Origin of the sequence: uncultured Erythrobacter sp. (assembly GCF_947499705.1) — a bacterium.
Classification (GTDB): domain Bacteria; phylum Pseudomonadota; class Alphaproteobacteria; order Sphingomonadales; family Sphingomonadaceae; genus Erythrobacter.
Map to the genome: position 1 here is coordinate 69,316 of NZ_CANMPJ010000002.1, position 15,890 is coordinate 85,205.

A 15,890-nucleotide genomic window follows, 5' to 3' on the forward strand; every position below is an offset into this window, starting at 1 on the left:
CGGCGGGAGGCGGATATGAGCGGCATTTGCGGGATCGTAGCGCTCAATGGGAAGCCGGTAGGTGAAGCCGAACTGGGCGGAATGGTCGCTGCGCTTGAGCAGCGCGGCCCCGACCGGAGCAATGCATGGCTCAGCGGTTCGACAGCATTCGGCCACACGCTGCTCGCCACCACGCCCGAGGCCCTGACCGAGACACTGCCGCTCACACACCAACCGACCGGCTGTACGATCACAGCCGATGCGAGGCTCGATAATCGTGAAGATTTGATTGCCTCCATCGGGACGCCCGATGCGATAGGCGATGGCGAGTTGATCCTGCGCGCCTACCTGAAATGGGGCACCGGCTGCGCCGATCATCTGCTCGGCGATTTTGCCTTCGCGATCTGGGACCCGCGCGAAGAATTGCTCCTCTGTGCCCGCGACCTCATCGGGATGCGGCAACTTAACTACCACCTCGAGCCGGGAAAGCTGTTCGCGTTTGCAACTGAGCCGGAAGCGATCTTGCGACACCCCGACGTTCCGCGCCGGATAAATGAAGGCCGGATTGGGGACTTTCTGGAAGATCTGGAGGCCTACGACCTTACCTCGACATTTTTCGATGGCATTCACCGCTTGCCGCCCGCCCATGCAATGATCCTGCGCGATGACGGACTGCGGATCTGGAAATATGGTGACCTCGCTCCTCAGCCATTGCTGAAACTTCCGAATGATGGAGCCTATGCCGAGGCGTTTCTTGACGTGTTCACAGATGCTGTGCGGGCGCGATTGCGTTCGCCGGACCCGGTTGGATCGATGCTGTCCGGCGGCATGGATTCTGGATCGGTCACCGCCGTTGCCTCGCAATTGCTCAAGCAGAGCGGTCAGCCCCCACTTGAGACATTCTCCGCCATCGGCACCGACGAGGATTGCCGCGAAACGCGGACGATCAAAGCCGCCCAGATAATCGACCACATCGATCCGCAATCCGTGTCACTCGCCGATATGGATGCCTATCGCGAGGACCTGCAAAGGCTTGTTCGTGACTGCATCGAACCCTTCGACGGGCATATGACGCTGCTTTTCGCCGTGTATCTGGCTGCCAGCCGAGAAGGGCGAAAGGTCGTGCTGGACGGGGTCGGTGGCGACACAACGCTCGGCACGCAGAACTTGATCGCATGGCATCTCCGCCGGGGTCACTTCATTCAGGCTTGGAAGGAAGCGACCGGAGAAGAGCGATTCTGGGAACACCCGGACCCCGCTTGGAAAACGTTGCTTCGTGGAGCCGGTCAGACATTCGTCCCGAAATCACTTCGCGAAGCCAGGCGTGCTCTTATGAGGCGTCGCGGCAACGCGGCTGCGCACGTGACTTCGCTGCTCGATCCCGATTTCGCCGCCCGCATCGGCATCGAAGAACGCAAGCAACGAAACGCCGCGCATGTCACGATGCCGACGGGCGACGGGCAAGCGGATCGGGCACGGCGCATGCTCCACCCCTATGTCACAGTCGCGCGCGAACGATACGACAGGGTTGCAAGCGCGATGGCGATCGAGCCGCGCGACCCATTTCTGGATCGCCGGGTGATGGAGTTCTGTCTCTCGCTGCCCGCCGATCAGCTTCAGAAAGGCGGCTGGCCAAAGACGATCCTGCGCCGGTCGATGGAGGGCTGTCTGCCCGATTCGGTCCGCTGGCGAGCCGGAAAGGAACACCTAGGTTGGGATTTTACGTCGGGCCTTTGGCAGAGCGCATCCGCTCAGTCAGACAACAGCTTCGAAAGCACAGTTGGGCAGTACATTTGTAAAAGGTCGCTAAATCCGGCGGAAATCGACGATTCGGAGGATGATACAATTGCGCACCGTCTCTCCGCCAGATACCTTGCGAATTGGTTGTCGACATGGGGGCGAGTCGACTTTCGAAAGAAAACATAAGGAAAAAAACATGACTGACCGGATCGCAAAAAAGCCCTACCAACAGCCGATATTGTCTATCTTCGGCGCGTTTTCTAAGCTCACCGCTGGCGGAAGCGGGCTGCAGACCGAGACGGGTGCAAACATGAATCCCAACCGGCGCCCCTGATCAACCGCTGAGTAAAGCTGTGCCGGGCGCCCCGAGTGTGAGGGAGAACGGATATGGTCGATCGCAACAAGAAGAAGCCCTACGCTTCGCCGAGGGTCGCTGTCATCGGTGCGTTTTCGCAGCTGACCTCTGGCGGTAGCGGCACGGTGGTCGAAGCCGGTATGCGAATGGCGATGATGCGCCGCGCCTAGCCTTAACAACGAAACACTTTGTGAACCTTAGTGCGCTATCGGTTTCGTGAAGACACAGTTTCAAGGGCGCGTAGCCGCTGATTCAACCTTAAGAATCAGTGATTGCGTAATCTTGTGCATTGCGGTAACTACCTAATCGAACAGGCCGCTTCAGGCGCGCCGGATTGATTCACGGAGTATTTATGACCGACCGGACTGACAGCAAGCCATACTCCTCACCCAAGCTGGTGACCTATGGCGCTTTCTCGCAGCTTACCGCTGCTGGCAGCGGCCCGCTGTTTGAAACAGGCCCGGGCATGATGGGTGTCAGGCGTCGCCCATAACGCTCGCCGATTTGAGTGACATCATCAAATTCTAGTCCCTCGGTTTCCGAGGAGGCTTTCCGTTCTAATTCCAGCCCTTTCGGGTCTGGCGTGCTTTCTGCTTGGCAAATGGTCCGCGAAAGCGCTGATGAGACGAAGCGACGCGGTCGCCCGCTCCCAATAGTCCCAAACCCGACCGAGTATCCCTCGAGCATCTCGCGCGTCGGCGATGCCTATTGCATCTCGTTCGATAACGTCGCTCGCTTCGAAGTCTGCTTCGCACGCAAGCTCGTGACCATTTTCGATGTCGGCGCTGACACAACATCGGAAGCCCTCACTCACCTGCTCTATGATCATGTCGCTCCTCGCATCCTGGCAGGCGCGGGTGAGCTCATAATCCACGCCAGTGCAGTCGAAATTGCCGGGCGACTTGCAGTGTTCCTTGGCGAGACCGGCGCCGGAAAATCGACCCTCGCCGCCAGCCTACACAATGCGGGCCATCGGCTGGTCGGAGACGATGCAGCCATTCTTGCGCCGTCTCCAAACGGGTTTTGCGGTCGGTCGGTCTATCCCAGCCTGAGGCTCTATCCCGAATCGATTGCAGCGGTGCTCGGCGACGATGTGTTGTCAGCGCCAATGGCACACTACTCGGACAAGAAGCGGCTGAGCCTGCCTGCGCTGGATGATGCCGATTTGTCTCCAATCCCGCTCGGTGGGTTTTTCTTCCTCGTCGACGATGACGGAGACGGACAAGTTGGTTCCAGGACGCTCAGCCCAGGCCACACCTGCATCGGCTTGATTGAAAACAGCTTCGCGCTGGACAAGGATGACGCTGACGCCGCAGCAAAGCGGATGGAAAAGATCTCGCATATTGCTCGCGAGGTTCCCGGCTATGAATTGTCTTACCCTTGGGATTTCAACGTTCTCCCAAAGGTACATAAGGAGATACTGGCCCGTATTCATGGGCAAGCCGACCAGAATGGAGAGGATCGAACTGTGAGTTCAAACGGATGAGCGTTCCCTCCGGATACAGTATCGCCGATTATGGAGACATGGTCGATTGCGAACCGCGCATGTCGATCTATGCCGAAGCGCTTAAACGCGCGGTCACGCCGGGCTGCACTGTCATCGATATTGGCGCAGGATTCGGGATTTTTGCGCTGCTCGCCTGCAAATACGGAGCTGGCTCCGTCATTGCGATCGAAACCGACAGCAGTATCGAGCTGCTACGTGAACTGGCGGAAGCGAATGGCTGTGCTGACAAGATCACAATTGTCCGCGACCTCTCGACCAATTTCGAGCCGGAAAAGAAGGCGGACGTCATCATTTCGGATCTCAGAGGCACGATGCCACTGTTCGAAAGCCACATCGCCGCGATCGAGGATGCTCGGAACCGGTTGCTGGCAAAAGGCGGCAAGCTGCTGCCGATGCGCGACATGCTGCGCGTGGCGCTGGCCCGTTCGCCCAAGACCTATCAATCGGCGCATTCGCCTTGGACCGCAAACCGGTTCGGCCTCGACCTGAAGGCGGGGCAACGATTCGCGATCAACGACAGCAGCAAGGTCTACTTCAAGCCGAGCGCGCTCTTGTCCGAGCCGCGCGATCTCGTGGCGCTCGATTATCGCAGCATGACCGACCCAAATGTCGACGGCATGGTAGAATTGACTGCATCCACCGACAACACTGCGCATGGCTTGCTGGTCTGGTTCGATGCCGAAATCGACGAAGGACTGACCTACTCGAATGCGCCGGGGGAACCCCCTCTTGTCTACGGCCAGATGTTCTTGCCGTTTGCTGAGCCTGTGAAGGTAAAAGCGAATGACACCGTGTCGGCTCGAATCCGGGCTCGACTTCTCGAACAGGACTACATCTGGACGTGGGACTGCAAGGTGCGTGATGGCAATTCCGGCGCAACCCGGCAGGCGTTTCAACAGTCGACTTTCAAACGAAAGGTCATTCCGCCTGCGACCCTCAGGCCGGGCTCCAACCAGCACGTGCCGGAACCGACACTGGCAGTTCAAATCGACCGGGATTGCCTTGACCTGATCGGCGACGGGCGGACTTTGGGCGAGATCGCGGAGCTGTTGCAGGATCGGCATGCTAGCCATTTCCCCGATTTCCAGCACGCTCTGGACCACGTAGCCAATCTTATGCGACGATATTAGGATGGGTGCTCTTTACAACCGCGCCGAAACTCTGGCGAAAGGCGCAAGGACAAAGTTTGGGGTTATTCCGGGGGAAATGGAAGCGTGACCGACATTCTCGATCATCACTGGAGCGTCAGCGATGACGCCGTGGCGAATCAGGTCGGCGATGAGACCGTGATCCTGCACATGGGCAATGGCACCTATTACGGGCTCGACACAATCGGGACTTTCCTGTGGGAGGGCCTCAAATCCGGCAGCTCACCTAGCGAGATTGTGAAGCAGATCACAGCGGAATACGACGTCGACGCTTCAACGGTCGAAGATGACCTTCGACGGTTCTTGGGCGAGCTTGAAGAGCAAGGGTTAGTGACGAAGGCCTAAGAACGGTCGGACCGCAAGCGCCGCGACGACACTTGCCAGACAGCCCGCGCGGCGCTTCAACTGTCAGCCTCAATGACCGATTCATCCAAAAAGCCGCGCAGACGCGATCTGATCAAGTGGCCGCACTTGATTGTGCGCGGTGTCTGGGAATTGGCGATGGCTCGCAAGGCAATGAGCAGCATTGGCGCCCACGACATTCGGCGTCTGAACAAATCCTCGATCGATCATGCCGCGCGAAGCGACCGGGCCCCAGAAGCCAAAGAATTGATCTATCGGATTGGTTTTATTGTCACTTTCTGCGCGCGCTATATGCCTTGGCGCAGTGACTGTCTGCCTCAGGCCATCGCCGCGCAACGCTGGTTGTCAACGAAGGGCATCGCCACCGAGATTCGAATCGGAGTCGAACGCCCCGAAGGCGGTGAGTTTGGAGCGCATGCATGGCTTGTTCACGGTGAAACGATCGTCACAGGGGGGGATGTGGCGCATTTCTCGGTGCTGATGAGCGAAGATTCCGCCGAAAAAACTCCTGCTCAACCGAGCGATTGAGCGCAAATCCGGGCCTCAAGCTGCCATTTTGCCTCGCTCCGGGCCTGGTAGGAGTTCCTTATGACATTGTCTTTATTGTATGGTTGTCAAACGTGTTGCACTGCACTAAGAGCTTTTACGTAGGTTTTTGAAAAGGGCCCATAGATGATGAAATTCGCCTCTCGTCTCGCCATGACCGCAGCAGCGGCAGGCTTGGCCTTTGCGCCGATTGCTGCACAGGCTAACACCCGTGCCGGCGACAGCAGCACATTTTATTCCGGTTCGGCTGTATCGCAGCCAGGCGTAGGCCGCTCGGCTGACGGTGAAGAGCTGAAGGGTACCTCAGGTATCCTGATCATTCTCTTCGGCGCTGCGGTGATCGCAGGCATCATCATCATCATCGACGATGAAGACAATCAGTCGCCAGGCGCCAACTGAACAATCACCAGATTGACCCACCCGGTCAGTCGCCAAATTGATAAGCGCGCGGTATCGATTGCCGTGCGCTTTTTCATTTGAGCGGTAGATGTCAGCACAGACCCGAAAACTCGGCAGTTCAAACAGCTCTGCGCCAACCAGCGGATTCCTTCGGCCGCGCCCGCTGCTCGCAACCTGCGCATTGCTGATCGTCGCTTTCGTTTTCGGCGGTGGCGGTGTTCGATATGGGCTCGCCAACCTGCTGGTCCAGATCACCGCACTTGGTATTCTCGCCCTTCACCGCGATGCGTTTCTCACGTTCTGGAAGAGCAGTCCCCTACCCTTACGCATTTTGACGGCGCTCAGCCTTCTGCTCCCGGCGCTTTTCCTGATACCGCTTCCCCAAGCAGTGTGGGGCGGATTGCCCGGACGTGATCTAGTGGCTCAATCGCTCGAAGCCATTGGCTCTGGTGGCTGGAGGGCTGCAAGCGTCGATCCTGCGCGCACATTGGTGGCGCTCACTGGATTGATCGTGCCGCTGACCGTGCTGGCTGTGGGCTGGACCATCCCGCGACGCCATTTGATGACAGTCGGCTGGTTGATCGTAGCGCTAGGGCTCGCCTGTTTCGCGCTTGGTGTGCTGCAAGTGCTAAGTGGCGGCAATTCGGCGGTGATTTTTGCGGAACGCGGACCGACAGGTTTGCTCTACGGCACATTTGCCAACCGCAACTCGACCGGTGTCTTCCTTGTCGGAGCATTGACGCTTGCTGCACTGCTTCCGCTGCCATTGGCACGGCCTCACCCTGCAGGATTGCCGGTGCGGCTTGGTATCTGCGCGCTGCTGCTGCTTGCCGTGGTTCTAACGAGGTCGCGCACCGCATTCGTCCTCGCCGCAATCCCGATCGCCTTGGGACTGGCCCGTGCATTCTGGGCATGGCGCGGCGCACGATCCGGCGGTGGCTCCGGGCGAGGATCACTCGCTGTCTTTGGGGGCATCGCGCTTGCAGTGATCGCAATCGGGTCGGTCGTGGCCATTGCCCCCGGCCGTATCGGCGAAACTATCGAGCGATTTGAGGCGACCGATGATGCACGCGTCTATATCTGGGAGGATGCTGCCTACTCCGCCGACCGGTTCTGGCCCGTGGGTGCAGGAATGGGGACCTTCGACGAGGTCTTCCAGGTCGACGAATCCCTCGAATTCCTGACCAAACGGCGCGCCGGGCGAGCGCATAACGATTATCTCGAGCTTGCTATCGAAGCGGGCATTCCGGGTCTCGGAATTGCCGCCGGGTGGCTACTGTTGGTGGGCTGGCTCAGCTGGAAAGCAGGACGCTCGCAATTCTGCTGGCCTGCGTGGGGATGCGGTGCATTGCTGCTGGCGGTCGCCTTGCAATCGATCACCGACTACCCGCTGCGCAACCAGACAATGCTGGCCGTTGCCGCATTTGCGCTGTTACTGCTCGCCCGAGTAGCGAGCGCGCCGGATAGGGAGCCGACGCGATGATCGGGCGGATTGTCTGGATCGGCATCCTGATTGCCTTGGCGCTTGTAACAGCTGCCGCTCAGGTTGATCGGCAGGCGCGTGTATCGCCTCCGTTGGCCACGATGGTGCCCGAACCATTTCGCGCATTTGCTCAGGCGCGCATCGCCTCGAACGCGATTCTCGGTGATGATGCCGAGCGCGCTCTTGCTGAGGCCGAGCGCCTGATCGAGCGCCGTCCGGTGCCCGCACAGCACATGCGCTTGCTCGCCAATGCCCAATTCAAAGCCGAGCAGGTCGAACAGAGCGCCGTTACCGTGCAGCTCGCGGCGCGGCGCGGCTGGCGCGACATTCTTTCGCAGCAGGCGATGCTCGAGCTCGCATTGGCTGCGGGCGATGAAGCCGAGGCGGCGAGGCGCTATGCTGCGCTGCTCCTAAACAGCCGCACCGAAGACGAAGTGCTCGCAGAGCTTGGCACCCGGACCTTTGTCAATCCCGATGGCGAAGCGCGGTCGACCTTCACAGAGATTGTCCGCGGCGGGGAACGCTGGCACGAATACTTCCTGCGCCGCGGCGCACGTGCGATCCCGCCTGAGGCGTTCACAGCAATCGTGATCGATGCGGCGGAGCAAGGTGCGCAGTTCGACTGCCAGGCGATCGACCGAACCACGAAAATGCTGAATAATCGCGACGCGGCGCAAGCCGAGCGCTTCAGCGCCGCCTTCGCGGAGCAGTGCTAGCCGCGATTGTAACGCGCCACCGCTGTTTCAAATGCCGCAGGGATTGTGTGGCTTTCATGCACGAACAGATCGTCCGAAGCGTTAAGCCGCGCGACCACACGATAGCCATGCTTCGTCAGCGTATGCCGGTGCTCATCTAGCCCGCCCATTTCCTGCACATTCTCGAGCATTATCGCCTTTGGCGCGGCATTCTCGAAATCGAACCCGGTCAGGATCAGCGCCTCAGCCCCTTCGACATCGATCGAAGCGAAATCGAATGCCTCCCCTTCGGGCACGAACTTCGAAATCGGGCCGCATTCGACCGGGTATTCGAGGTAGTCGAACTCATGCATGTCTTCGGCGCGCACGAATTCGCGGAACGATGACAACTGGTGTTCCCAGCCGACGCGCGGCTTGATTTCAATGAACGTGCGCGTCTCGGAACGGTCGCTGATGCCGGCATTGACGAACGTCGTGCCTGGCCGCTCGCTCCATTTCTCGACCAGCGACTTCATCGGATCGAAGGCGAAACCGCTCCACCCCTTCTGTTCGAAGAAATGGGTGTTGCTGTTCGCAAATGGATTGTTCGCACCGATATCGAGGAAGCGGCCAGTCTCATTCTCGAACAGAAGATCCAGGAAGTAATCCTGCCCAATTTGCCCGTTATAGCCCTTGCCTTGGAGACGAGCGATCTCGTCCTTGCCGACCACGACATAGGGCGTTCCGGGAAAGCTTTGGAGGAAACTCGCCTTGTCCTGCGACAGTTTATAGGTTTCCCATATGCCCTTCGCGAAATTTCGCAGCGGTCCGGGAAGGACTTTCTTCGCAAAGGCTCTGAGGTTCGATGACATGGTGCTTCCTTGGGGATCGGTCAGGTTCGGGCCTGAATGAATTGTTTGATGGCGACTTTGGCGTTGAACCGGTCGACATCGACCTGCCTGGCCTTGGGTATCCTGCCCAGCAGCGCGGCAGTCACTGAAAACGTAGAGTGGCGAGAGTGCAGTAGACTATCGCAGCGAGCCAGTGCCATCATATCGATCAACGCATTTCGCGCTTCGGTAATGGGGTCGCTGAACCCTTCGGAGGAAAAGTGCAGCGCGGTATCATCGCTGGCGAGAGCTTTGTCGATTGTGAGCGTGGCGGGGAAGCGTGACATCACGGCGTCCTGCGCCTCGGCACTATCGGTGGCGAGAAAGATCGCGGCTTCGGGCGATTCCGATGCGAGCCGTTCCAGCTCACGCATGATCTTTGGCAAGGGAGCCTTGCGGTCGGTGAAACGGATATGCACCCCGATGACGGGGCCCGACTGCCCTTCAAATATCCGGTCGACTTCGCGCCGCACCTCTTCGACCGGGCGGAAGAAACGGTCCAAGAGATCGCTCGTGATCTGGTCGATGTCGCGGCCGGAAAAGCCCGGATGCGCGGCCATACGCGAAGCGAGGCGCTTGAACTTTGGCAGGTAGGACCAGAACACGCCCACTTTGGCGCTCGGGTCCGGCCCAACGAGATCGATCGACAGTTTTCGGTAGAGCAGCGGATTACGGTGCCCGTTCGGGAAATCCCGGCGAATGATGTCGACCGGTTGTTCGTCCATGTGGCCGGACCACGGTGTCGGAGCGACGTCGGTGGCATTGTCGAACGCTGTCAGATCGCCCATCCAGCTCGCATCGAACAGCAAGGGGTAAAGGTTCTCTCCCGGCGGCACATACATGCCATCGCGCCAATCGATGTAGGGAGTGCGACCGTTGAGCTCAGCGAGCACGCAACCAGTCACCGCCGACAGCATGCGGTTACCCAGTCCACCCTTCGCCTTGATCACCAGCGCCCGCTCTTCATTTGCGGTCAAATCACCGGCTCCGCCAATTGATCGCCATGCTTCGGCCATAGCCGAATTCACGGCCCTTGGTAGGGGCAAACACGGATATCCACGCCCGGTTTGGGTCGAGCGTAGTTGCTCCGGGTCTTCACTAGTATGATTTCATACTGGCAAGAGAATTGCCTACTCTCGCAACAGCCGTCGCTTCACTTGAATCGAACAATTGATGCGCCGGGAACGCTTGCCGATTTTGCCGCATTGAAGCATGGGGCAACCAGCAATCTTCAAAAGATTCCGGGATCACCAAAGGCCATGACCAAGAATTCGCCGCTCACTGACAAATTCGTCACCGTATTTGGCGGAGGCGGCTATATTGGCAATTATGTCGCGCAAAGCCTGCTGGAACGCGGCGCGCGATTGCGGATCGCCAGCCGCAATCCGGAAAAGGGCCATATGCTGAAGCCGCTGGCCAATCTCGGCCAGCTGCAATTCGCCCGCTGCGACATCACGAAAGAGGAAAGCCTCAAGGCTGCTCTTCATGGTGCGGACTATGTGGTGAACCTCGTCGGTGCCTTTACAGGCGATCTTGAGGAATTGATGGGTGAAGCGCCTGGTAATATGGCCCGCATCGCCAAGGCGAACGGCGTGAAAGGCTTCGTCCATGTCAGCGCCATCGGACCGGATGCGAATTCGAGTGCTGTCTATGCTCGCGGCAAAGCGCTGGGCGAAGAGAAAGTGCTGGAAGCCTTTCCTGACGCCACGATCCTGCGTCCGTCGATCGTGTTTGGGAAGGACGATAACTTTCTCAACATGTTCGGTCAGATGATCGAGATGATGCCGGTTCTGCCGGTGTTTGGCCCAGAGGCGAAACTGCAGCTGGTCTATGTCGATGATGTCGCCGAAGCGGTGGCCGTCGCTCTGGAGAACCCAGCCGAACATGGCGGGCATATCTACGAACTTGGCGGACCCGAGCAGCTTTCGATGATGGAGATCAATCAGCGCATCGCAGAGGCACAGGGGCGCGAACGGCGTTTCCTCGCCATGCCCGACGGCGTCTCCGGCCTGTTCGCTGCCATGCCGCTCACTCCGATGAGCCGCGACCAATGGACGCTGCTCAAGCCCGGCAGCACGGTTTCAGGTGAGCATCGGACCTTTGAAGAACTCGGCATTGAGCCGCGCGCACTCGGGTTGTTCCTCGACAAATGGATGGAGCGCTATCGCAAGTTTGGACGTTTCGGGCTCAGCAATGAACGCGCGAAGGAGCGCGGCAAAGCAAGCTGATCAAAGCGAGCCCGAATACAGCTCCAGCAAATCGGCATAGGCTAGCTCAGCAGCAGGCTTCGCATAGGCTGGGCTGTCGGGCACGGTCCAACCGTGATCGCCTTCATACACTTTGGTCGTAATTGGACGTCCGGCGGCTTCCGCTGCTTCAGCGAAAGCGACCTTCTCTTCGGGCGCTTCGGCATCGTCATCTTGCGCCACCGCGTTGAGATAACTCGCCTGCGTGCCGGTCAGAACCTTGTGCGGGCTCTTGTCGTAGTCCTCGCGCACTAGCCCGCCGCCATGGAAGCTGGCCGCTGCCTTGATCCGTTCAGGCACTGCAGCTGCGCTCCAGACGGTGAAGGGGCCGCCCATGCAGTACCCTTCGGTGCCGATACCTTTGGATGTATCGACCGCCGCTTGTCCATCGAGCCAAGCGGCTGCAGCGACCGCATCACTGCCAATCGTGTCAGCATCGAGCTTGCCGCGCCACGGACGCACTTTCTGGAAACCACCATCGGCCGCGAAGGTCGCAAAGTCGGGATATTGCTCGCCTGCGACATCGCGATAATAGGGGTTCAGCACCAGAACCGCGTATCCCTCTCCCGCCAGTCGCCGTGCCATGTTGCGCTTGGATTCGCGGATGCTGGCAATATCTGGCCAGAAGATCACGCCGGGATGCGCGCCCTCTGTCGGATGAACGAAAAAGGCGTCCATCGTCCCGTCGGCAGTATCGAACGTCACCGCAGTCTCGGTAAGATCGACCGTCGGCACAGGCTCCGCATCATTCGATGACGCTTCACCCGGTGCACATGCCGCGAGCGCGGCCACGCCCGTTAGCGCACCGAATTGGCGGCGCGAGATTGCCTCGCGCGCCCATTTTTCCAGCTTGGCTTCATCGCACATCGTGCGTCTCCCCAATTTCTCGGAAAGCGTATCCCGATAGAACTCTATCCGAGCCGAGCAGACGCGCCCGGCAACTTAGTTTCGTGCGCCGTTCTCGATGCGCTGTTCAGCCCATTCCGGCGTACCGATGCGCTTTTCATCGATGTGCGGCTGGGCCTCGAGCCACTTCACCGCGGCATCGGCATCACCTTCGATCGCGCCCGCATCACCGCTGTCGCGATCCAGTACGAGAACTGCATAGCCCTGTTTGGCCAGACGACGAGCTGCATTGCGGCTGCTCTCAGCCAATGCTCCGCCATCGCGCCACGACAAGACCGCAGGGTTCGCACCCTTGCTGGGGTGAATGAAGTATCCGTTCACCGCACCGCTGGCGCGAGCAACGCTGACCGTTTTTTCCTTGAGCTGGGCAGAGGCTGTCGAATTGGCCGCCTGTGCGATGCCCGGTGTTCCCGCAGCGACTGCGACTGCGCCGGTGATCGCGCCGAACTGCCGACGCGACAGCGCCTTTTTCGCGCCGCTTTCCTGAATTGCTTTATCGCTCATGATGCACTCCCCTGTGATCGCGCCCTCTGATTGAATCATAGACTGATTTTCCGGGAATGGACAAGCGCGGATCATCGCGGCAACATGTGCATAAGGGAGAGGGATTTCATGCAGACCAAATATTGGGTGCTGCCCGCAGCGCTGCTCGCTACGCTTGGACTGGCCGGATGCGGCGATTTGTTCGGCGGCGAAAGCGCTGGCGGAGTGGATGCGGCTGCGTTGATCGGTGCGGGCGATGACGATGCCAATTGGATCACCCATGGGCGCACATATTCCGAACAGCGTTTCTCCCCGCTCGATCAGGTGAACGCGGAAACAGTCGGCGATCTGGGTCTCGCATGGTTCGCCGATATGGACACAGCGCGCGGTCAGGAAGCCACTCCGCTGGCGTTGGATGGCAAGCTTTACCTCACCACCGCCTGGAGCAAGGTGAAGGCATTCGACGCAGCAACCGGCGAGCCGCTATGGGAATACGATCCCGAAGTCCCCGGTGAAACCGCCGTCAAGGCTTGCTGCGATGTGGTCAATCGCGGTGTCGCGGCATGGGGAGACGATCTGTTTCTCGGAACGCTCGATGGTCGGCTGGTCTCGCTGGATCGCGAAAGCGGTGCGGTGAATTGGGAGAAGGTCACAGTCGATCAGGACCAGGCCTACACCGTCACCGGCGCGCCGCGCGTGATCGATGGCAAGGTGATCATCGGTAATGGCGGAGCAGAGTTTGGCGTGCGCGGCTATGTCGCAGCTTACGATGCTGCCGATGGCGATGAATTGTGGCGGTTTTATACCGTCCCCGAAGGCACCGAAGACGAGAGTTCTGCCGAGTATCTGCAAGCAGCCGCCGAGACGTGGAACACCGACGTGCTGGCCGGATCGGATGCGATCGGCGGGGGCGGCACGGTATGGGATTCGATGGCCTACGATCCCGATCTGGACCTGCTCTATATCGGCGTCGGCAACGGCTCCCCATGGAACCGCGCCTATCGTTCACCGGGCGAAGACGGGACCGGCGAAGGCGACAACCTCTATCTGTCCAGCATCGTCGCGATCCGGCCGGATAGTGGCGAATATGTCTGGCACTACCAGACAACTCCCGGCGAGACTTGGGACTACACCGCGACGCAGCACATGATCCTCGCGGACATGGAGATCGACGGGAACGAACGGCAGGTCATTATGCAAGCACCCAAGAACGGGTTCTTCTATGTGCTCGACCGCGCGACGGGCGAGTTTCTGAGCGCCGAAGAATACATTCCGCAGAACTGGGCCGAAGGGATCGACGAAGATGGCCGTCCGATCTTCAATCCGGAGACACGGATCGACGTGACCGGACAGCCAGCCATGGTGATGCCGGGTCCCCTGGGCGGACACAACTGGCACCCGATGGCATACCATCCGGGCGAAAATCTCGTCTACATCCCGGCGTTCGAAGCCGCGACGATCTATGCGCCCGAAGCCAACTGGAAGCCCGACACTGCGCGCGGCTTCAATGTTGGCTTCAATCTTGGCGCGGGCGATCTGCCGCCCGATCTCGGCATTCGGCGGCAAGTCTACGGCACCGTCAAAGGCAAGCTGATGGCGTGGGACCCGGTGGCGCAGGAAGCGCGCTGGACGGTCGAGTTCCCCGGTCCATGGAATGGCGGGCTACTCGCGACGGGCGGCGGCCTCGTTTTCCAAGGCAATTCGTCTAGCGAATTCGCCGCCTACAACGCTGCATCCGGCGAGAAGCTCTGGAGCTTTGCCGCGCAAACGGGTGTGGTTGCACCGCCGATCACCTACACGGTCGATGGCGAGCAATATGTCGCGGTGCTGGCCGGATGGGGCGGCGCCTATGCGATCACCGCCGATGGCGAGTTGATCAAGGATCAGGGGCCGGTTCGCAATGTTTCACGCCTGCTCGTTTTCAAGCTCGGAGCCGATGGTGAACTGCCAGCTGAAATGGAGCTCGCCAGCCTACCGCTTGACCCACCAGCCAGCCGCGCTTCGGCAGAAACCATCGCGCTCGGCGGCGAAAAATACGCTCGCTACTGCGCCGTCTGCCACGCCCCGGGAGCCGTTGGCTCGACACTGCTACCGGACCTCCGGCGCTCAGGCGCGCTGGGCAACGCGCAGACGTGGCAAGCGGTGGTGCATGACGGCATCCTCAAGGATAACGGCATGGTCGCTTTCGAAGGCTCGCTTTCGAAGGAAGAGATCGAAGCGATCCGCGCATTCGTGATCCACCGGGCGAATGAGGACAAGGCAATAGAGGGCGGCGGGCAGGTGGCGCGTCGTTGAGCGAAGCGCCCGATCCAAGCGATATCCGCAACTGGCAGAGGCGTGACGAAAGGGTCACGACCTCGGGTAAGCTCGAGGCGAATGATGTTGACCGCCTTGCTGCGATTGGTGTCCGCCATGTCGTAAATCTGGCGCTCGACGATCATCCCGAAGCTTTGGCAGACGAGCGCGCGCTGCTCGAAGGCAGCGGCATCGAATACACTCACATCCCGGTCCCGTTCGACGCGCCCACTCGCAGCCATGTGAACGAGCTACGCGCTGTCCTGGATCGCGTACAATCCCCGGTGCACGTTCACTGCATCATGAATTACCGCGTGGCCGCGTTCTTCTACTTGCTCGATTTGGATAATGGCGTTTCCGAACACGAAGCACAGGCGCGGATGGCCGAAATCTGGAACCCGCTCGAAAGCGATGATCCGCGCACGCTGCCTTGGCAAAAGCTGCTTAGCCAGTGAAGAAATTCAGCTCGAGCAGCACATTGTTCGGATCGGTCGTGAAGATCTGCTTGAGGCCGATCGATGGAACATCATTGACTTGATAGTCCGCTTGCCGCGCATCCAGCCTTTCCTTGACCGTCTCAAACTCACCGCATCGCAAGGCGACATGATGGATCGCGCCTGTCTCCGCACCCGGACCGACAGCGCGGTCATACACGCGCGGAAAGTCGACCGAGTTGAGATGCAGAATCGCTTGGCCTGAGCTGTCAAACATCCAGCGAACCTGGTCCGGCTTCATCGGCGGCGGGCCATCGCGCTCTTCAAGATCGAGCAGTTCAGCATAAAACCGAGCAGTCTCTGCCAGCCGGTCGGTGATGATATTCACATGGTCGAGGCGCTCTACAATCATCAGATCAACAGATCAGATTGTAGCACGAAG

Annotated in this window: 19 protein-coding genes; 14 read left to right on the forward strand and 5 right to left on the reverse strand. The window is 59.6% G+C overall.

The window, feature by feature from the left end:
- Nucleotides 1–15 precede the first annotated feature (15 nt).
- The 11 genes from Q0837_RS13100 (at nucleotide 16) to Q0837_RS13150 (ending at nucleotide 8,236) form a co-directional block, all read left to right on the forward strand.
- Nucleotides 16–1,905, forward strand: a complete 1,890-nt coding sequence (locus Q0837_RS13100; protein ID WP_298470079.1) for an asparagine synthase-related protein — start codon at nucleotides 16–18, stop codon at nucleotides 1,903–1,905.
- A 10-nt stretch (nucleotides 1,906–1,915) separates the two neighbouring features.
- On the forward strand, nucleotides 1,916–2,053 hold the full coding sequence (locus tag Q0837_RS13105; RefSeq protein WP_298470080.1) for a hypothetical protein: 138 nt from the start codon (nucleotides 1,916–1,918) through the stop codon (nucleotides 2,051–2,053).
- A gap of 53 nt (nucleotides 2,054–2,106) precedes the next feature.
- The gene (locus tag Q0837_RS13110; RefSeq protein ID WP_298470081.1) at nucleotides 2,107–2,244 is read left to right on the forward strand and encodes a hypothetical protein; all 138 of its coding nucleotides are present in this window, start codon (nucleotides 2,107–2,109) and stop codon (nucleotides 2,242–2,244) included.
- A 182-nt stretch (nucleotides 2,245–2,426) separates the two neighbouring features.
- Nucleotides 2,427–2,567, forward strand: a complete 141-nt coding sequence (locus tag Q0837_RS13115) for a hypothetical protein (protein WP_298470083.1) — start codon at nucleotides 2,427–2,429, stop codon at nucleotides 2,565–2,567.
- A gap of 108 nt (nucleotides 2,568–2,675) precedes the next feature.
- Nucleotides 2,676–3,560 carry a hypothetical protein gene (locus Q0837_RS13120; RefSeq protein ID WP_298470085.1) on the forward strand — a complete coding sequence of 295 codons (885 nt, stop codon included), beginning with the start codon at nucleotides 2,676–2,678 and terminating at the stop codon, nucleotides 3,558–3,560.
- Nucleotides 3,557–4,711, forward strand: a complete 1,155-nt coding sequence (locus Q0837_RS13125; RefSeq protein ID WP_298470087.1) for a 50S ribosomal protein L11 methyltransferase — start codon at nucleotides 3,557–3,559, stop codon at nucleotides 4,709–4,711. Before Q0837_RS13120 ends, Q0837_RS13125 begins: the two co-directional genes overlap by 4 nt.
- Nucleotides 4,712–4,795: 84 nt before the next feature.
- Nucleotides 4,796–5,074 carry a PqqD family protein gene (locus tag Q0837_RS13130; RefSeq protein ID WP_298470089.1) on the forward strand — a complete coding sequence of 93 codons (279 nt, stop codon included), beginning with the start codon at nucleotides 4,796–4,798 and terminating at the stop codon, nucleotides 5,072–5,074.
- 156 nt (nucleotides 5,075–5,230) lie between these two features.
- A complete protein-coding gene (locus Q0837_RS13135) occupies nucleotides 5,231–5,620 on the forward strand; it encodes a lasso peptide biosynthesis B2 protein (RefSeq protein WP_298470091.1) in 390 nt (129 codons plus the stop codon).
- A gap of 144 nt (nucleotides 5,621–5,764) precedes the next feature.
- Nucleotides 5,765–6,037, forward strand: a complete 273-nt coding sequence (locus Q0837_RS13140; protein ID WP_298470093.1) for a hypothetical protein — start codon at nucleotides 5,765–5,767, stop codon at nucleotides 6,035–6,037.
- A gap of 88 nt (nucleotides 6,038–6,125) precedes the next feature.
- A complete protein-coding gene (locus tag Q0837_RS13145; RefSeq protein WP_298470095.1) occupies nucleotides 6,126–7,520 on the forward strand; it encodes an O-antigen ligase in 1,395 nt (464 codons plus the stop codon).
- On the forward strand, nucleotides 7,517–8,236 hold the full coding sequence (locus tag Q0837_RS13150; RefSeq protein ID WP_298470097.1) for a hypothetical protein: 720 nt from the start codon (nucleotides 7,517–7,519) through the stop codon (nucleotides 8,234–8,236). Before Q0837_RS13145 ends, Q0837_RS13150 begins: the two co-directional genes overlap by 4 nt.
- On the opposite strand, the gene Q0837_RS13155 is transcribed toward Q0837_RS13150, so the two are convergent.
- Entirely contained in the window at nucleotides 8,233–9,066 is an 834-nt protein-coding gene (locus Q0837_RS13155; protein ID WP_298470098.1) for an FkbM family methyltransferase, read from the reverse strand. The genes Q0837_RS13150 and Q0837_RS13155 overlap by 4 nt on opposite strands.
- 20 nt (nucleotides 9,067–9,086) lie before the next feature.
- The gene (locus Q0837_RS13160; RefSeq protein ID WP_298470100.1) at nucleotides 9,087–10,100 is read right to left on the reverse strand and encodes a nodulation protein NodZ; all 1,014 of its coding nucleotides are present in this window, start codon (nucleotides 10,098–10,100) and stop codon (nucleotides 9,087–9,089) included.
- A gap of 243 nt (nucleotides 10,101–10,343) precedes the next feature.
- Between Q0837_RS13160 and Q0837_RS13165 the strand changes: the two genes are divergently transcribed.
- Nucleotides 10,344–11,312, forward strand: a complete 969-nt coding sequence (locus Q0837_RS13165; protein ID WP_298470101.1) for a complex I NDUFA9 subunit family protein — start codon at nucleotides 10,344–10,346, stop codon at nucleotides 11,310–11,312.
- Here Q0837_RS13165 and Q0837_RS13170 read toward each other — a convergent pair whose 3' ends face one another.
- Nucleotides 11,313–12,197 (reverse strand): dienelactone hydrolase family protein, encoded by an 885-nt coding sequence (locus tag Q0837_RS13170; protein WP_298470103.1) that lies wholly within the window; start codon nucleotides 12,195–12,197, stop codon nucleotides 11,313–11,315.
- Between the two features lie 75 nt (nucleotides 12,198–12,272).
- On the reverse strand, nucleotides 12,273–12,740 hold the full coding sequence (locus tag Q0837_RS13175; protein WP_298470105.1) for a hypothetical protein: 468 nt from the start codon (nucleotides 12,738–12,740) through the stop codon (nucleotides 12,273–12,275).
- 108 nt (nucleotides 12,741–12,848) lie between these two features.
- On the opposite strand from Q0837_RS13175, the gene Q0837_RS13180 reads away from it, so the two are divergent.
- Nucleotides 12,849–15,014 carry a PQQ-dependent dehydrogenase, methanol/ethanol family gene (locus Q0837_RS13180; protein ID WP_298470107.1) on the forward strand — a complete coding sequence of 722 codons (2,166 nt, stop codon included), beginning with the start codon at nucleotides 12,849–12,851 and terminating at the stop codon, nucleotides 15,012–15,014.
- Nucleotides 15,011–15,469: a protein tyrosine phosphatase family protein gene (locus Q0837_RS13185; protein ID WP_298470109.1), complete on the forward strand. Its 459-nt coding sequence runs from the start codon at nucleotides 15,011–15,013 to the stop codon at nucleotides 15,467–15,469. The genes Q0837_RS13180 and Q0837_RS13185 overlap by 4 nt, the downstream gene beginning before the upstream one ends.
- Here the strand turns inward: Q0837_RS13185 and Q0837_RS13190 are convergent.
- On the reverse strand, nucleotides 15,459–15,860 hold the full coding sequence (locus tag Q0837_RS13190; protein ID WP_298470111.1) for a VOC family protein: 402 nt from the start codon (nucleotides 15,858–15,860) through the stop codon (nucleotides 15,459–15,461). The genes Q0837_RS13185 and Q0837_RS13190 overlap by 11 nt on opposite strands.
- Nucleotides 15,861–15,890: the final 30 nt, after the last annotated feature.

Coding starts and splice junctions, on each gene's coding strand:
- Q0837_RS13100 (WP_298470079.1), top strand. CDS start 16: ATGAGCGGCATTTGCGGGATCGTAGCGCTCAATGGGAAGCCGGTAGGT.
- Q0837_RS13105 (WP_298470080.1), top strand. CDS start 1,916: ATGACTGACCGGATCGCAAAAAAGCCCTACCAACAGCCGATATTGTCT.
- Q0837_RS13110 (WP_298470081.1), top strand. CDS start 2,107: ATGGTCGATCGCAACAAGAAGAAGCCCTACGCTTCGCCGAGGGTCGCT.
- Q0837_RS13115 (WP_298470083.1), top strand. CDS start 2,427: ATGACCGACCGGACTGACAGCAAGCCATACTCCTCACCCAAGCTGGTG.
- Q0837_RS13120 (WP_298470085.1), top strand. CDS start 2,676: ATGGTCCGCGAAAGCGCTGATGAGACGAAGCGACGCGGTCGCCCGCTC.
- Q0837_RS13125 (WP_298470087.1), top strand. CDS start 3,557: ATGAGCGTTCCCTCCGGATACAGTATCGCCGATTATGGAGACATGGTC.
- Q0837_RS13135 (WP_298470091.1), top strand. CDS start 5,231: ATGGCTCGCAAGGCAATGAGCAGCATTGGCGCCCACGACATTCGGCGT.
- Q0837_RS13140 (WP_298470093.1), top strand. CDS start 5,765: ATGATGAAATTCGCCTCTCGTCTCGCCATGACCGCAGCAGCGGCAGGC.
- Q0837_RS13145 (WP_298470095.1), top strand. CDS start 6,126: ATGTCAGCACAGACCCGAAAACTCGGCAGTTCAAACAGCTCTGCGCCA.
- Q0837_RS13150 (WP_298470097.1), top strand. CDS start 7,517: ATGATCGGGCGGATTGTCTGGATCGGCATCCTGATTGCCTTGGCGCTT.
- Q0837_RS13155 (WP_298470098.1), bottom strand. CDS start 9,066: ATGTCATCGAACCTCAGAGCCTTTGCGAAGAAAGTCCTTCCCGGACCG.
- Q0837_RS13160 (WP_298470100.1), bottom strand. CDS start 10,100: ATGGCCGAAGCATGGCGATCAATTGGCGGAGCCGGTGATTTGACCGCA.
- Q0837_RS13165 (WP_298470101.1), top strand. CDS start 10,344: ATGACCAAGAATTCGCCGCTCACTGACAAATTCGTCACCGTATTTGGC.
- Q0837_RS13170 (WP_298470103.1), bottom strand. CDS start 12,197: ATGTGCGATGAAGCCAAGCTGGAAAAATGGGCGCGCGAGGCAATCTCG.
- Q0837_RS13175 (WP_298470105.1), bottom strand. CDS start 12,740: ATGAGCGATAAAGCAATTCAGGAAAGCGGCGCGAAAAAGGCGCTGTCG.
- Q0837_RS13180 (WP_298470107.1), top strand. CDS start 12,849: ATGCAGACCAAATATTGGGTGCTGCCCGCAGCGCTGCTCGCTACGCTT.
- Q0837_RS13190 (WP_298470111.1), bottom strand. CDS start 15,860: ATGATTGTAGAGCGCCTCGACCATGTGAATATCATCACCGACCGGCTG.